We start from the raw sequence: 14,328 nt of genomic DNA on the forward strand, positions 1-14,328 counted from the left end.
GGTACTTCCTTTCGAGGATAGGTAAGAGTTGATTCGAAAGGTACCCGCGATGGTCGCCTTCATGCACACCGGCACAAGACTTACCGCGGGCTACAGATACACCACGTTAGGGGACGCAACCCGCAGCGAGTGCACAGCTGACCAAATGGCGCGCTCTATTCAACCTAGAACACTCGAAAGCTCTCAGCGCTTCCGAAGAAATAGGTCTGATCTGCGAGCTACAAACTATGAACGAGCTCCTCGAAAACGGACAGCAAAACGCTTTTTTCCGTTGGACCGGGCCTGATAGCCAGCACCATGATTTCCGCTTCGAAGATCGCGGCATTGAATGCAAAGCAACCACGATTGCAAAAGGGCTCCCCGTGGCAATCCACGATGCCCGACAATTGGAAAATGAGCCGGGTAGGAAACTCTTACTTCGCGTAGCCAAATACGAAGCCAGCCCGAATGGTGAAATCACTCTACGAGCGCTAGTAACTCAGCTGCTTCAGAGGAAAGAAGTTCCAGCCGACGAGTTCTTGATTGAGCTCAAAAAGGTTGGATATTCATTACCTGCTTGGGGAGAAGAAAACATCGAATCCGCATACCACCTTCTCGAAACTCAAACCTTCGAAGTAACAAAGGATTTTCCAAGAATCTCGCCTGAATCCCTTTCCGACCGAATCGGAAGTGTCCAATACACCATTGAGCTAACAGAACCCGAGCTAGTCCCTGGACATAGAAAGGACGGTTCACTTCGCTATGAGTAAAGCCGCGTTCCATCACGAGGAGTTTTTCCAAGACTCCGGAAATATGCATGGTAATTCAGCTACTAATGCGCTTGGCCGCCCGAGCTTGGAGAGTTGGGATCTTTTCACCCGAGAAACCCTTCAGAACAGCTGGGACGCACGTGATACATCCAGCCACGACGATGGCGTCAGCTACTCAGTCAGATATCACGAGTTAACCGGCTACAGAGCAGACGAACTTCGCGACTTCTTCGGCGACGGTACTCGCGGGCTGCCAAGTCTTGAAGAGTACTTGGATGATGAGGCGGATACTCTGCCTATCCTCGTCGTATCTGATTCGGGAACAGCGGGCCTCCAGGGCCCTACTTCAGCTGCAAAACAGTACGACAAACAAGACGATTTTGTCGCTTTGATCCGCAATATTGGTCGAAACTCTTCAAAGAAGCTCAAAGGCGGCACTTACGGTTTCGGCAAGGGCGTCTACTTCAACGTCAGTACAACGCGCACCGCGCTCGTCTACACGCGTACCACAGACGAGAACGATCAAGAGGTTAGCCGCTTTATCGCAATGGCCAACAGCGATGGCTACAGCGATTCGGATGGCACCTACGATCTCAACTACACAGGACGCCACTGGTGGGGCGTTCGCGCCAATGGTGTTAGGAATAGCGTTTTTGCGGACCCAATCACTGGCTCCCAAGCAGACTCCCTTGCTCGGCACTTCCTGATGGACCAAGATTTCACCGAAGAGCGCCCCCATGGCACCGCTATTGCCGTTTTAGGACCAGACTTTGAGGCTGACGAAGGCGAAAAAGTACTTGAGACGATCGCCGACGCTTTAGCAAAGTGGGCTTGGCCGCACATGGTGGCGAGAATCGAAAACATGGATCCCATCGATTTCACTGTCGCATTCAAGAATCGAGAAATCACGATTCCCGATCCTGAACGGGACCCTGTGCTCAGAAGATTCGTAGATGCATACCAATTAGCGGTTTCAAAACCCGAGCCAGAAAGTGATAAAGACTTTCAACGGTCTTTCAAACACGTCGGCCTCAATAGATGGAAAGACGTTACCTCCCAACGCCCAGTCGAGTACTTGGGCCGCCTCGTAACAAATAGATTTGACTCAGACGGAATTGGCCACCGTTCGGTGTTTGGGGATAGTGGCGAGGTTCTGCACCAGCATATTGCACTAATCCGCGGACCACGAATGATCGTCAATTATTGGAAGGGCCCATATCCAGGTGATGAATTTTTCTACAACGGCGTCTTTATCGCTTCATCAAAACTAGATGCACTGTTTGCAAGTAGCGAGCCCCCAGCCCACGACGAATGGAACCCTTCGACAGTCAATCTAAAAGACCCCCGCTTTTATAAAGAAGGGTCAAAACGTCCCCGAGTCAGCAACCCAGTTAATATCGCTCTTAACCGCATTAAGAGCTCTCTCCAGAAGGATAGTAATTCCAGCAAGCAGGCTGAAGTAGCTCAGTCAAACTCGGCTGTTAGCGGGATCTCTGCTTCTCTTGGTGAACTCATCTCGACGACTCCTGGTACGAGCAATCGAGTATCTAAGGTCAAGGCGCCTAAACGTGCTAGTAGCGGAGTTCGGAAGACGAAGAATGCGAAGACTTCTGCATCCCTTAACAGACTGGTTTCCACTAGTGCTGGAACTGTAGCCATTTTCGATGTTTCTTACGCCAAAGCGAAGTCTTCATTGGCGTCGGGTACCAGCTTGTCGGTGGAGGCAAGCGTCCTTGTAGACGGAAGGCGCGTCAAGAACGGTGATGATGGGGTCGAAATGCCAACGCACCTGGGATGGCTCAATCCTTTTTCAAAGTCGCACGATCTGGAGTCTCTAGTCGCGAATCCGCCCGCAGATTATGCTCTTGAAAAGCAGATGCGCGGAGATAGTTGGAGCGGACAGTACGCCATCCTCCAACCTCAAGATTCGGCAATCAGCGTGGAAATTAACCTGCAAGATGAATCAGAAGAGGAGATCTAATGTCCAGTACTAGCATTGGGTTTAATGTCCCCTCGAGTGATTCGGTTGCACTTTTTGACTTCGATGTATTAATCGATGGGCACTCTCTGCGCGCTGAAAATGCAAGCACGCAGGCGGCATGGAGTCCTTCATCTTCGGTTGACATCAGAGCAGAAGTCGACATCGATCTTAATGCCGCCCTCTCTTCGGCCTCGTTAACGGACAATAACGGTGAACCAGTCGGCATCCTCGGCCTTGTAATCTCTTGGAAGTCGACACGAACGAACCTACATGGGGCGTCATCTCCGGTTGAGGTTGTAGATGGACTAAATCGAGTCACCACTACTCTGGCAGGCTCTGTTCTTGGCGGCGACCTGCAGATATCGGTAGATATTGTCTTGCTATCAAATCTGGATCCGCAGAGGACTCCACTTGGTGCCCACAAGCTAGGTTCTCGATTGTGGTCTTCAAGTTACTCGGTAGCCCTAGAAGGTAGCGGTTCCCAATTTCCTGTTAGCTTTTTGGACTTCAAGAAGTTTCATGGTCTTCCCGATAAAGCTATGTGGCAGATCGAAGTTCAGGGTGACCTTGATGCCCATGCATCTTCCGCCATTAGACTCAAGCTGAATTCCTCACACCCGAGGATTCAAGAGTATCTCTCTGATGCTAACTCCACTAGCAATGAGGACCTCTCTTTCCAATTGCGCGTCGCATCGGTTGTTCAAATGCTTTCCTTTGCATATCTACAGGACATCCCGCAGCTACAGCAATACGCAATTGATGATGAAACAACGCTAGCGGCAGTGCTCCAAACCACTCATGACACCTACTTTCCCAATATTTCTTTAGAGGAAAACTCCGAGAAATACAAAGAATCCCCTGGGTGGCTTGAGGCTGAAATTCAAAGCGCAATGTACAAGAAGAAGGGTTAGAAGCTCGAATGGAACACTTTCGATCACTCCCAAGATTGGACCGCGATGACGCTGTTCTTGTCACCTCCGCGATGACCAAGACTTCTGTAGACCGCTGTTCCGACTATGTAGATATTTTTCACCCAAAACAATATCCTCCTCCCCTAGGTGGTGCATTAGTTCCTACTGAAGAAATTGAAGCACTGCGCGAAAAGGTGACTGCTCTCGCATCTGAATACGGCTTTCCTAAACGGAATAGAGCGAAAGGAGCCTCTTACTCTGAATTCGATGCTCGCCTAGGAAACATTCTGTTTGAGTGCCTTCAGATTTCTCCAGCAGAAGCAGGAACTGAAGAAGTTTGGAATTTTCTTTCGCTGGCGGTTTTCCCTGATGTCAGCAAATGGCGGTACCAGAACGACAATCGAAAAGAGGACTACGAACGCTGGATTGGCAAACCACGAAATACGTTTCGAAAAGCGTGGTGGAGAGCTTATTGTTTGGGTTCTGAATTGAATCTCACCTTGGGCGAAGACGAGGGAGTCGCCATTATGGAACGCCCAACTTTCGGAATGAACCCAACCATCGCAAAAACTATTGCTTCTGTCCACCATAAGCACAGCCTTGAACTAGATTCTTCGAAATCCGATGTCTTACGCAGAGTCATGGTCCAACTAGGAAAGCTCAGTAGCATCATGAATTTCGATGTGCTTACTCCGGAGCAAACGACTACCCTGGTGCGAGAGGTTTACCAAGAGACGCTCGACTCCCTACTCTCAATTGAATAATTTCCTAGGAGTTTCTTTCTTCAATGACTAAACGGTTATCTGTCGCGCCCTCTGCACGACGATTGACTACTTCTTTGCGCGATATTGGCTACAGCTTTGAGTCAGCAGTTGCGGATATTGTTGATAATTCCATCGCAGCGGGTGCTACCACTGTGGATATTCAGATCGATTTCGATGGTCGCGATTCCACAGTTCTCATCATCGACAACGGCGATGGTATGAACGATGAACGTATCGATGAAGCCATGCGTTTTGGCAGCCGGCGGTCCTATCAAGATCAAGAGCTAGGCCGTTATGGTCTCGGGCTGAAAACCGCATCACTGTCACAGTGCCGCCGATTGGAGGCAATCAGCCAGAGCGAACGCGCGCCACTCCAAGCACGGGTCCTTGACCTTGATTTCATCCAAGATATTGATGACTGGGTGACGCTGGACCATAGCGATGAACAGGAAGCACAGGAACTCTCTGCATTGCTCAAGGGCGAGCCTGGCACAATAATTCTGTGGAAGAAGCTCGACCGACTATTGCCAGTAAAATCTCCCGAAAGTGGCTGGGCGCGACGTCGAATTGAAGGACTTGGCCCCAAGCTAAATGACTATCTTTCCATGGTGTTTCACCGGTTTTTGAGTGGTGAAGCTTATGCCAAAGTAGCCATTTGCGTAAATGGGAAAAAGCTGGAGCCTTGGGATCCGTTCGTTCGAGATGAAAAAGGTACGCAAATGCTCGATGTAGACGAATTTGAAGTCGAGCATGGCGAACAATCCGATACCGTCACGCTTAAGCGATACCTACTCCCCCAGAGGAGCGATTTTAGCTCTCGAGAAGCCTTTGAGGCTGCATCTGGAATAGATAAATGGAACAAGCAACAAGGCCTGTACATATATCGCGCTGACCGCCTCGTACAATGGGGAGGCTGGTCCAAAATTCGTACGATTGATGAGCACACCAAGCTCGCCCGAGCGTCGCTGGATTTCAATACTCGCCTCGACGATGCTTTCAACATTAACGTGGCGAAGATGCGGGTCAGCTTGCCCAGCCAGTTAAGAAAGATGCTCTCTCGCCCGGTCAATGAATTATGCATAGCCGCGGACGCTGCTTATCGGCGCGAAAATGCAAAGAAGGCACAAACCGAAGATTTCCCTGCCGACACAGCGTCGAGCTTTGGAGGAAGCGATTCCGGCGAGGCCATCGGGCTTGCATTGAGAACCGCTGCAGCTAGAACCGGAAATTTTGAAGCGCTGAATGCAATTTCAGAACTCCTTAAAGACGAAATGCCTGAACTGGCAAAGCATCTGGGATTTGATTAAAAGAGCGCTGCTGGAGCATTCCCCAATTCAGTCTTAGCTGCATTGCACCACCTTTGTAGTGGGCAGAGTCCGCACCGTGGGCCTTCACTCAGGCACACGGTACGGCCCAGCTCAAACAAGGCCAGATGTGCTTGTTGAGAATCCTCGCTCAACCCCAGGATTCGAGCAATGCTAATTCGCCCATCTGACATCTTGTTTCGAGATTCAGTGTCTACCCCTTGAAAGCGCGAAGTAACACGTAGTACTCCTTTAGCAACAATCACTGGTTCTTCACTGCGATCTAGCGCACGAATTTCCGGCGAAGACAACTCAAGAATCCGACGGAGCCCAGGATTTATGGTGGGAAAAAGCTCAGACTTGATATTGGGTTGCCAGAATTCCGATGGGTGTTGATTGATCTCTTCAACCACGTTCAAAAACTTTTCACGGCGCTTGGCAAAGCGTTGGCCTTGAAAAACTCCGGAGATAGTCGAGACGGTCGATGCAGGTATCGTCGACGACTCGCTAGGTCCTTCAAGAGAACTGATCAAAGGCCACAACATCCTCGTTTGCTCAAGGGTCGTCCGCTCCATGAAAATCTCGCATACTAAGACTTGCCAGCGGTTTCCGTCTCGAAGCCAAGGACTGGTCAAATCATTAGCTGAACGCTCACGGTACCAGTTCGCAAGAGCAGCAGACGTTGCTCGGGAGTCAAAATCCTTCTTTTGCTGCAGCTCCAAGCTCTCAAGCACGCTTTGACCGATGTTTTCGCCAAGCCGTACTGGAACGGCATTACCAATTTGTTTGAATGCGGCACTTGGTGGACCGCTAAATCGGAAATCATCCGGAAATGTCTGAAGCCGCGCGGCTTCCCGAATGGTGAGCGTCCGGGCTTGACGAGGATGAATGAACCCATAGCCATCCTTGGCAATGTGAGCGGTAATCGTTCGTGACAAGTCATTCTCGTCGAGTCTCTTGTACTTGTCATCGAAAATATCGCTTCTATACCTGCGCAAATGGTCTGGCAGGTCCGAGTATTTGGTGTCAGACGTCATCATCTCAAAAGCAATACGATCATCTTCTCGCACTGGCCGAGTGATGTGATCGTAGAGACGACCAGACTGCTCAGTAGGGACGCCCTTGCGAATATACCTCTGAAATGCAGTTTTAGGGCCTTCATATTTTTGCCAACCATCTGCCCCGCCCTCAGGCCGCCAACCGCCTTCTACTTCGGGCATATCGCCAATGGCATTCCACACGGTAACTTTCTTGCTCACTTCTTCAGGCCAAGTGAACTCGAAGCCATCGCGCAATGCAACGAGAATGTAGCGTTGACGGAATTGAGGTACTCCGTAACGCCATGTCTCAATTACCCGACTTTCCACGGAATAACCGATGCTTTCGAGCTCTTCAATCATGCTTCGCATGATGAACATCTCGTCGTCCAGCGCCATGTCGGGAACATTCTCCATAATGACAGCACGAGGGCGAGCTAGCTGTGCAACCTCGAGATAGGCTCTCCACAAATCGCGCCGCTGGTCATGTGGATCTCGAAGCCCCTGCTCTACCAAGTAGCGGATGCCGTTTCGACCTGCTTTGGAAAACGGCTGGCACGGAGGACCACCAGCAAGAACATCGATATCGCATTCCTTCATTAGATTTGCGACCTTTTCAACGCTTTCCGGCGTTGACAGATCCCAAGACGCAGAGATGCCAGGAAATCTTGCGGCATGAGTTTGTACTGCGTAGTCAAAATGATCCACGCCCAAGACGATCTCAATCCCTGCGTTGGTGAGACCCTGACTCAGCCCACCTGCTCCCGCAAATAGGTCCACGCCGAGAACTGCGCCTTCTGCCTTACGGCCCTTTGCATAGGAAATGAGCTCGTCAACAGTTTCGCAGTGATCAGGGTGGTGAGGAAGCCTTACATACGGTCCTCGGATCTGCTTTACGGCAAACTCATCTACAGGTTTCACGTTGATTAATTTAACTAGGTCGCATCAGTTTCACTAATCACTATTGCCTTATCCTCTTCTCCAACCGCAAGACCAGGGGAAAGGTAATAGCGCCCTATTGCCACTACCCCCAGAAGAGACGCATTTACGATAAAACGATCCCTTTATTCATGTTCTTAGTACCTTGACCGGTATGTAAAGCTCTACTTTTTCTGCGGCACGCGCTTCGGCTTGTTCCCCACCCCGGCGTGCGGGTCGCGGCCGAATACCCAGGCAATGATGCCGATGAAGGCGATGGCGCCGCAGACGGTGAAGGCAAGGGGGAAGCCGGAGGCGTCGGCAAGCAGGCCAATGAGCATGGGCCCAAGATTTGGCCGAAGTCTCCTGCCATCTGGAAGGTGGATAGCACCTTGCCGCCGGAGCGATCATTTCCGACGATGTCACCCACCGCGGCCTGCTGGGAGGGGTTGATAAGTCCGGAGGAGGCGCCGGCGAAGGCGGAAACCAGCAGGAGGAACCACACGCTGGTGGCCATGCCCATGAGCACCATGAAGATGGCGGAGCCAACGAGGCCAATGAGGATGAGTGGCTTGCGGCCGTGGATATCGGACCACTTGCCAGAGAACTGCAACACGATGGCGTTGCCGGCCGCAAAGACTGCGAGCGCCAGGCCGGAGGCGGCCGCGCCATTGTGGAAGATGGACGCGGCAAAAAGCGGCAGGACGGATACGCGCACGCCCATGTTGATCCAGCTATGGGCAAAGTTGGAGGTCAGCACCGCGCGGTAGGCGGTATCGCCCCAGGCCTCCTGCAGGCGCATGGGCGGCAGCTTATCCTTGCTGGCTTGTTTGTGGTTCACGCGGGGCATTTGCCACCAGACGACGAACGCGGCCAGCGCCACGCCCACGCCGTAGATGAAAAATGGCCAGCGGAACCCCAGAAAGGACAAGCTGGCACCAAGAACGGGGCCGGCGACGTTACCGAGCAGGAAGGCAGTGGCGTAGGTGGCAGAGCACTTGCCGCGAATCGTCGGTGGGGACATGCGCACGATTAGGCCCATGGCGGAGACGGTGAACATGGTCGAGCCAATGCCGGCCAGGGCGCGCAGGGCCACGATGTGCCAGTAGCTTTGCGCAATGGAGACTAGGCCCGTGGTCACCGCGACGGTCATGAGCCCGATGAGATAGACGCGGCGCGAGCCGACGCGATCCACAAGCGATCCGGACATGGGCGCGAAGATAAGGCGCGAAGCTGCGAAGATGGAGACCACAAGACCCGCGGCAGCCATGGAGACATCAAAGCTCACCACGAACTGCGGAAGCAGCGGGGCGATGAGGCCGTAGCCCAAAGCGATAATAAAGGCGGCCGTGACCATGACCCAGATTTCGCGCGGAATCTTGGGCGCTTCCTCGTGTTCTACTTCCCCACTGCGTGTATTCATCATATCGGCTGCAACTCTAATCCTTGGCGTCAGGGAAAGCCATTTGCGACTTATATTCGAACATTTGTTTGTTTTTGGTGGGGTTGTGTCCGCGTTGGGTTCTAGTGTGATGGCCATGCACAACGTACAAAAGAAGTTTCCCCAGCCCACCGCGATGAACCTGCCCCAGTCCGCTTCCGAGATTGCGGCGGACTTGCTCTACCACGAATATGACACCATCAATTCCATCGCCGCCATCATGCACCACCCGCGCTCCTTGGCGCGCCCCACTCCCACCTGGCGCCCACCGATAAAGCAACTGCCGACGCCCGCCGGTGGACCGGGCGGAGAGTATTGCATGAGCATTACCCGCCACCGCGTGGGTGCGCGCGTGAAGGCCCGCGTGCGCGGCTTTGGGCAAGACCGCATTCCTGCCTATCTGATCACCATCCGCATTACCGAGAACTTTGGTCAGCCGGTAGATCCGGCCGTGGCAGAGGGCTGGGTGCGCACGCTCGTGCCGGCAGAGATGGTAGGTGCAGTCCACGAGGTCTCCCGTGGCCCGAATGCCACTTATGTGTGGCTCGTGGATAGCTCCTATCAGCCGGTCCACTCCCCCGAGTCACTCTTCGCCGGCTTCAGCCAAGCCGCCTAGGCGGTCGCTCGCTGTTGTGTTGACTGCGCAGATGCGTCTGACTCTGCATGCGGGTCAGGCGCGTGGAGCACCTTCTTCATCACCTCGTGGTTGAAGGTCACCGTATAGTGGCGGGCGATTGCCTTTGGCATAAAGCGCAGGACCAAGCAGGCGATGAGGACGGTAAAGACCTTATCCAGAATGTCCGAGGTAAGGCCCTGCAAGATGATGGCCAGGCGCTCGTCTTGGACGATCATCTCGTAGAACTTGGTGAGGTTTTGTGGCCCCTTGCGTGGGTGACCACTGAAGGAAAAGATGAGTACGTACACGCTCATCACGCCGGAGCCGATGCCTATTCCGAGGCCGGAGAAAATGATCCAGGACAGCTTGTTGAATACCCCGCGGCGAGCCAGCAGGCCTACTGCGGCACCGATAAAGATACCTACGGGCGCAAAGGCGAGATTATAGGCAAAGTACGCTCCGCCCAATACGGTGGTGGTAAGCCCCGTGGCCATGCCGAGCACGGGACCGGCGATGATGGCGACGATGGCGGTGCCGACAGCATCGAAGAACATCGGCACCTGCGTGCGCACCGTCAACGAGCCCAACAGCAGGTTGATGGAGGCGCCGAAGATCGGATACAGGAGGATGCAGTTAGGCACCAGCCCATGCTGCGAGGTATATAGCAGCACCGCGGCCACTAGGAGGAGGGCCCAGACGCTGGCGGTCAGGTAGGACTCGAAAGTCACATTTACCGTGGCGTACACACCAAAGACGGTGCATAACCACGCGGCAAGCGAGAGTGCCACGGCTACTACAACAAAGACGTAGCGCCACGTGGTATCGCGGGTCATCGCCATGGTCTTCTCCTCCTCACAAGGCTAGGTTTAGGGCGGATTTCCAGCTGCAGGCTGGGGACGCCCTAAAGCCTAATTGGCGGCGCGCGAAAGTAGCAACACAAAAGGGCCCCTAAAACGGGAAAGGCCCAGCCCGGCCGCGGAAGGCGGCGGGGCTGGGCTATGGGGAGGCGGGGATTATTTTTCGTCGGCTGCGGGGGCGGCGGATTCGTCGTCCAGGTCGGCATCGTCGCCGTCGAAGAAGTCCTCGTCTTCGTCCTCGTCGTCTTCGCCGAAGATGTCGTAGACGTCAGGTTCTTCGTAGTCTTCGTCATCGAAGGAAACGAGCTGTGCTTCCCAGTCCAGGGCCTGCTCGGAGACGAGGCCTAGGACATCAAAGAGGCGATCGAAGTCGGTGTAGGTGCCAAGCTCAAGGGCCTCGGCGGGAACCTCCACGATGGGAACGTCATCAAACTCGGCGTTATCAAAGAGGGCGAGGCGGTCAGCCTCGTCGAGGTCCTCATCCTCTTCGTCCACTTCCCACGCGAGGGCGACTGCCTCATCCTCCATGTCATCGAGATCGTCTTCATCGAAGTCGAAGGCGAGGAAGCGGACGATGGCGGACGGGACGCCGTCGATGGTTTCCACGAGTACGCGCAGCTCCGAGTCGTTGGCCACTTCAGCCACGACGAGGTGCGGGTTGAGCTCATCTTGGGCAAATTCTAGTTCCGCGATGCGCTCATCGGTGCCCTCCAGCAGGTCACGCAGGACGGTGACCACCTGGTCGGTGGCGATGTGGCGGGAGACCGCCTCCACGGCATCGTCTACAGAGAAGGCGACGGAGACAAGGACTGCCTCAAATTCCTCATCGTCTTCATCAACATCCGCCGCGGCAATGTAGACGTTCGCGGCGGGGAGAAGCGGATCGATTTCAATAAATTGGATTTCCAGATCAGAGGTGATTGGAACGAACATGACGTCATCGTTGACGCGGGACTCGATGCCCTCGGCATCCAATGCAGAAGCAATATCTTCGAAAAAGCTCATGGTGGTTTAAAATCCATCCTTCGGAAGCAGAGGTTCCCACGGTAGGCAAGCCGCCGCCCGCGGTCACTGTGGAGTCTACCGTTATTCCCACCCGGATGGTTGGAAGCCCAAAGATCTCACCAGCTCCGGGCGCCCACTTCCCCACTCCAACATGTGGTATCCCTCCCAGGCTTGCCGCTTGAGCTCGTGCGGCGCGTGCTCAATATAGGCCGCGGCATCGAAGATCATGGTGGCGCGGTGGTTGGACCCGTAGCGTGGCCAGCTCATCTCCGGGCGGCCGCCGTGGATAAAGGCGGACCAGTGTTGCTGCATGGTGGCGGTAAGTTCCTCCATCTCCGCGCGCGAGCCCCAATTGGTAAGGAAAGATGCGCGCGAGGAGTAAGGGTCACCGAAGACATTGCCGAGCTCCATCGAATGCATGGCGCCGAGGCCGAGCCATTTGAGCACGGCAGAGGCGAAGTCGAAGCGATACATCCACGTCGGTGCCACTTTTGCATGGGCGGCGGCGATGCGGGTGGAGGGTGCCCAAAAGAGGGCGTCGGCAAGCAGGTGCGCAAAGTCCTCCCGGGCCACCGCGCCGTCATAGGCAGCGACGACCTCGGGGGCGTGCTGGGGATCGAAGGAAGCCAGGAGGCGCAAGGCGGCGCGCTCGCGGGAGCTTTGGCGCTGGAAGAGGAATTTGCCAAAGCTAGCCTCGTCCGAGTTCGTGCCGATGAGCAGCGGAACCTGGTGCTGATGCCCGTTTTCGAAGGCGACGATGGGGTGTTCCGGAATGAGCTCATCATCCACCGTGGGCGCGTAGCAGGAATTGAGGTGAATGAGCTCGCCGGCCCGCCACATCATGGATTGGCCCGAACGCACCAGATCGGCAAAGTTTTCCTGGCGCAGGTCCTCCACCGAGGTACGCCGGGGCAAGGCCATGCGGTGGACCAGCTCGCGCGCCCACAAGGTGGACTGGGCGCGGGAATGGATCATGGCAATCGGCGGGGACTGGGCAATGGCGCGGTGGAAGAGGCCCTCCGCGGCCGGGCTCGCCATGAGGGTGAGCACCGCCGCGCCACCGGCCGATTCGCCCATGAGGGTGACGGAATCAGGATCACCGCCAAAGGCCGCGATATTGTCGCGCACCCACTGCAGCGCCAGGATCTGATCGGCCACCGCCGGGTTAGCGCTGCAGTCCCCGCCCAGGCTGCGCAGATCCAAGTAGCCCAGGGAATTGAGGCGGAAGTTAATGGATACGTAGACCACGTCCATGCGGGTGGCCAGCTCAAAACCGCGGAGCATGAGCATGTGGGACGAGCCCATAATGAAGCTGCCGCCGTGCAGGTAGACCACCACGGGAAGCTTCTCTTCAGTGCGCGGGCGCACGATGTCGAGGTGCAGGCAGTCCTCGGAGCCGATAATGCGATCGGTCCAGGAATACGTGGGCTGCGGGGCCGGTGGGCCGAACTGGCTGCAATCGCGCACACCCTCCCAGGCCGGTGCGGGCTGCGGCGCGCGGAAGCGGTTGTCCCCGGCGGTGGTATCACCAAACGGGATACCGCGCCAGGTAAGCACCGGCCCGGCGCTAATGGGGCGATCGGTGCGCAGGTCTTCCTCTATAACGCCGCGCACCCACCCGGAGGTAGTGCGCACGGTGAGCTCATCTGCCAGGGCGTTTTGGGCCTCTTCGTGCGCGCGGCGGGCGCGTTCGTGCGCTTGTTTCGCTTTAAGGCGCGCCGCCGCGGAAGACTCCTCCAGAGGGAAACCCTCGGAGTCGCGGTTGTTCTCGTGCGGCGTAACCATACCCACTAGCTTAGGTCGCTTGCACGCCCTCGGCGATCTCATTACGGCGCGGCGGCGCATTAATAGAGCCTTTACTATGCTGGGCGCAGATAAGTTCTAGCGAAAGAGAAGGACACATGGGCTTATTTACTAAAGACAAAAAGGACAACTCCACCGAGGTCGACACCGTCGATACCTATGACATCGATCCGGAAGATACCAACCGCTTTACCTCTGCCCTGCTCAATTCCCTGGACCGCGCAGTGGCCGTGCAGTCCGGTGTCATCATCAAGTACGTCGAGAACCTGAAGAAGCGCAATAAGGACGCGAGCCCGCAGCAGCTGCAGGAGCTCATTGACAAACACTTCCTCAATATCACCTCCGGCACGGGTGCGGCCGCGGGCGCTTCCGCTGCCATCCCAGGTGTTGGCTTGGTAACCGGCGCAGCTACCATCGCCGGCGAATCCGTGGTCTTTTTGGAGGCGACCGCGTGGTACATCTTGGCTTCGGCCTACCTGCATGGCGATGACATCAAGTCCCCCGAGCGCCGCCGCGCCCTTGTACTTTTGGTGCTGACCGGTTCGAAGGGCTCCGCTTTGGTGGATACCTTTGTGGGTGATCTCAATAGCGTGGCGGGCATGCGCTCGGCCGCTAGCCTGTCCCGTTTCTCCGGCCCGACGCTGTCTGGAATCAACGGCCGCCTGACCAAGCTTTTTACCAAGCAGATCACCAAGCGCCTGGAGTGGGCGTGGATCAGCAAGCTCATGCCCATGGGCATCGGCGCCGTGCTCGGCACTACCGCCAACCGCAAGCTGGCCAAGCAGGTCATCGAGCACGCCAGCGAGCAGCTTTCTCCCCTCACCCAAGCCTAGGGGTAGCCGGGAACCGATAAGTGGGGCAATTGATACCCCTAACATAGTGAGTTTAGGGGTATGACCCGTATCATGTAGGCAGACTCTTTGGCGAGTGACGCATGCGCTC

11 protein-coding genes and 1 pseudogene are annotated in these 14,328 nt (G+C 55.3%); 7 read left to right on the forward strand and 5 right to left on the reverse strand.

From position 1 onward, the window contains the following. Positions 1–137: 137 nt before the first annotated feature. The 5 genes from MHK09_RS10100 (at position 138) to MHK09_RS10120 (ending at position 5,712) form a co-directional block, all read left to right on the forward strand. Positions 138–749, forward strand: coding sequence for a PD-(D/E)XK motif protein (locus MHK09_RS10100; RefSeq protein WP_250413480.1), 612 nt, complete (start codon positions 138–140; stop codon positions 747–749). Further along, positions 742–2,730 (forward strand): hypothetical protein, encoded by a 1,989-nt coding sequence (locus MHK09_RS10105; RefSeq protein WP_250413466.1) that lies wholly within the window; start codon positions 742–744, stop codon positions 2,728–2,730. Before MHK09_RS10100 ends, MHK09_RS10105 begins: the two co-directional genes overlap by 8 nt. Then, positions 2,730–3,641, forward strand: coding sequence for a hypothetical protein (locus MHK09_RS10110; protein ID WP_250413467.1), 912 nt, complete (start codon positions 2,730–2,732; stop codon positions 3,639–3,641). Before MHK09_RS10105 ends, MHK09_RS10110 begins: the two co-directional genes overlap by 1 nt. Positions 3,642–3,712: 71 nt before the next feature. After that, entirely contained in the window at positions 3,713–4,405 is a 693-nt protein-coding gene (locus tag MHK09_RS10115) for a DUF6339 family protein (protein ID WP_250413468.1), read from the forward strand. Between the two features lie 23 nt (positions 4,406–4,428). Further along, positions 4,429–5,712 carry an ATP-binding protein gene (locus MHK09_RS10120; protein ID WP_250413469.1) on the forward strand — a complete coding sequence of 428 codons (1,284 nt, stop codon included), beginning with the start codon at positions 4,429–4,431 and terminating at the stop codon, positions 5,710–5,712. On the opposite strand, the gene MHK09_RS10125 is transcribed toward MHK09_RS10120, so the two are convergent. Further along, a complete protein-coding gene (locus MHK09_RS10125; RefSeq protein WP_250413470.1) occupies positions 5,709–7,667 on the reverse strand; it encodes a DNA cytosine methyltransferase in 1,959 nt (652 codons plus the stop codon). The genes MHK09_RS10120 and MHK09_RS10125 overlap by 4 nt on opposite strands. 182 nt (positions 7,668–7,849) lie before the next feature. Next, a pseudogene (locus MHK09_RS10130) lies at positions 7,850–9,090 on the reverse strand (MFS transporter). Positions 9,091–9,202: 112 nt separating this feature from the next. Between MHK09_RS10130 and MHK09_RS10135 the strand changes: the two are divergent. Further along, on the forward strand, positions 9,203–9,721 hold the full coding sequence (locus MHK09_RS10135) for a hypothetical protein (protein ID WP_239191617.1): 519 nt from the start codon (positions 9,203–9,205) through the stop codon (positions 9,719–9,721). On the opposite strand, the gene MHK09_RS10140 is transcribed toward MHK09_RS10135, so the two are convergent. From MHK09_RS10140 to MHK09_RS10150, 3 genes are all read right to left on the reverse strand, one after another. Next, a complete protein-coding gene (locus tag MHK09_RS10140; protein ID WP_250413471.1) occupies positions 9,718–10,560 on the reverse strand; it encodes a hypothetical protein in 843 nt (280 codons plus the stop codon). The two genes, MHK09_RS10135 and MHK09_RS10140, sit on opposite strands and share 4 nt — an antisense overlap. A 174-nt stretch (positions 10,561–10,734) precedes the next feature. Continuing rightward, complete coding sequence (locus MHK09_RS10145) at positions 10,735–11,583, reverse strand: hypothetical protein (protein ID WP_005323497.1); 849 nt, start codon at positions 11,581–11,583, stop codon at positions 10,735–10,737. Between the two features lie 81 nt (positions 11,584–11,664). Then, positions 11,665–13,368 carry a carboxylesterase/lipase family protein gene (locus MHK09_RS10150; RefSeq protein WP_250413472.1) on the reverse strand — a complete coding sequence of 568 codons (1,704 nt, stop codon included), beginning with the start codon at positions 13,366–13,368 and terminating at the stop codon, positions 11,665–11,667. Positions 13,369–13,484: 116 nt separating this feature from the next. Between MHK09_RS10150 and MHK09_RS10155 the strand changes: the two genes are divergently transcribed. Beyond that, the gene (locus MHK09_RS10155; RefSeq protein ID WP_250410284.1) at positions 13,485–14,219 is read left to right on the forward strand and encodes a hypothetical protein; all 735 of its coding nucleotides are present in this window, start codon (positions 13,485–13,487) and stop codon (positions 14,217–14,219) included. Positions 14,220–14,328 lie beyond the last annotated feature (109 nt).

Origin of the sequence: Corynebacterium tuberculostearicum, from assembly GCF_022347235.1 — a bacterium.
Taxonomy (GTDB): domain Bacteria; phylum Actinomycetota; class Actinomycetes; order Mycobacteriales; family Mycobacteriaceae; genus Corynebacterium; species Corynebacterium tuberculostearicum_F.

What these genes read in the sequence shown, in the direction of transcription:
- MHK09_RS10150 (WP_250413472.1), bottom strand. Translation starts at nt 13,368, where the DNA reads ATGGTTACGCCGCACGAGAACAACCGCGACTCCGAGGGTTTCCCTCTG.
- MHK09_RS10115 (WP_250413468.1), top strand. Translation starts at nt 3,713, where the DNA reads ATGACCAAGACTTCTGTAGACCGCTGTTCCGACTATGTAGATATTTTT.
- MHK09_RS10140 (WP_250413471.1), bottom strand. Translation starts at nt 10,560, where the DNA reads ATGGCGATGACCCGCGATACCACGTGGCGCTACGTCTTTGTTGTAGTA.
- MHK09_RS10145 (WP_005323497.1), bottom strand. Translation starts at nt 11,583, where the DNA reads ATGAGCTTTTTCGAAGATATTGCTTCTGCATTGGATGCCGAGGGCATC.
- MHK09_RS10120 (WP_250413469.1), top strand. Translation starts at nt 4,429, where the DNA reads ATGACTAAACGGTTATCTGTCGCGCCCTCTGCACGACGATTGACTACT.
- MHK09_RS10155 (WP_250410284.1), top strand. Translation starts at nt 13,485, where the DNA reads ATGGGCTTATTTACTAAAGACAAAAAGGACAACTCCACCGAGGTCGAC.
- MHK09_RS10110 (WP_250413467.1), top strand. Translation starts at nt 2,730, where the DNA reads ATGTCCAGTACTAGCATTGGGTTTAATGTCCCCTCGAGTGATTCGGTT.
- MHK09_RS10105 (WP_250413466.1), top strand. Translation starts at nt 742, where the DNA reads ATGAGTAAAGCCGCGTTCCATCACGAGGAGTTTTTCCAAGACTCCGGA.
- MHK09_RS10135 (WP_239191617.1), top strand. Translation starts at nt 9,203, where the DNA reads ATGCACAACGTACAAAAGAAGTTTCCCCAGCCCACCGCGATGAACCTG.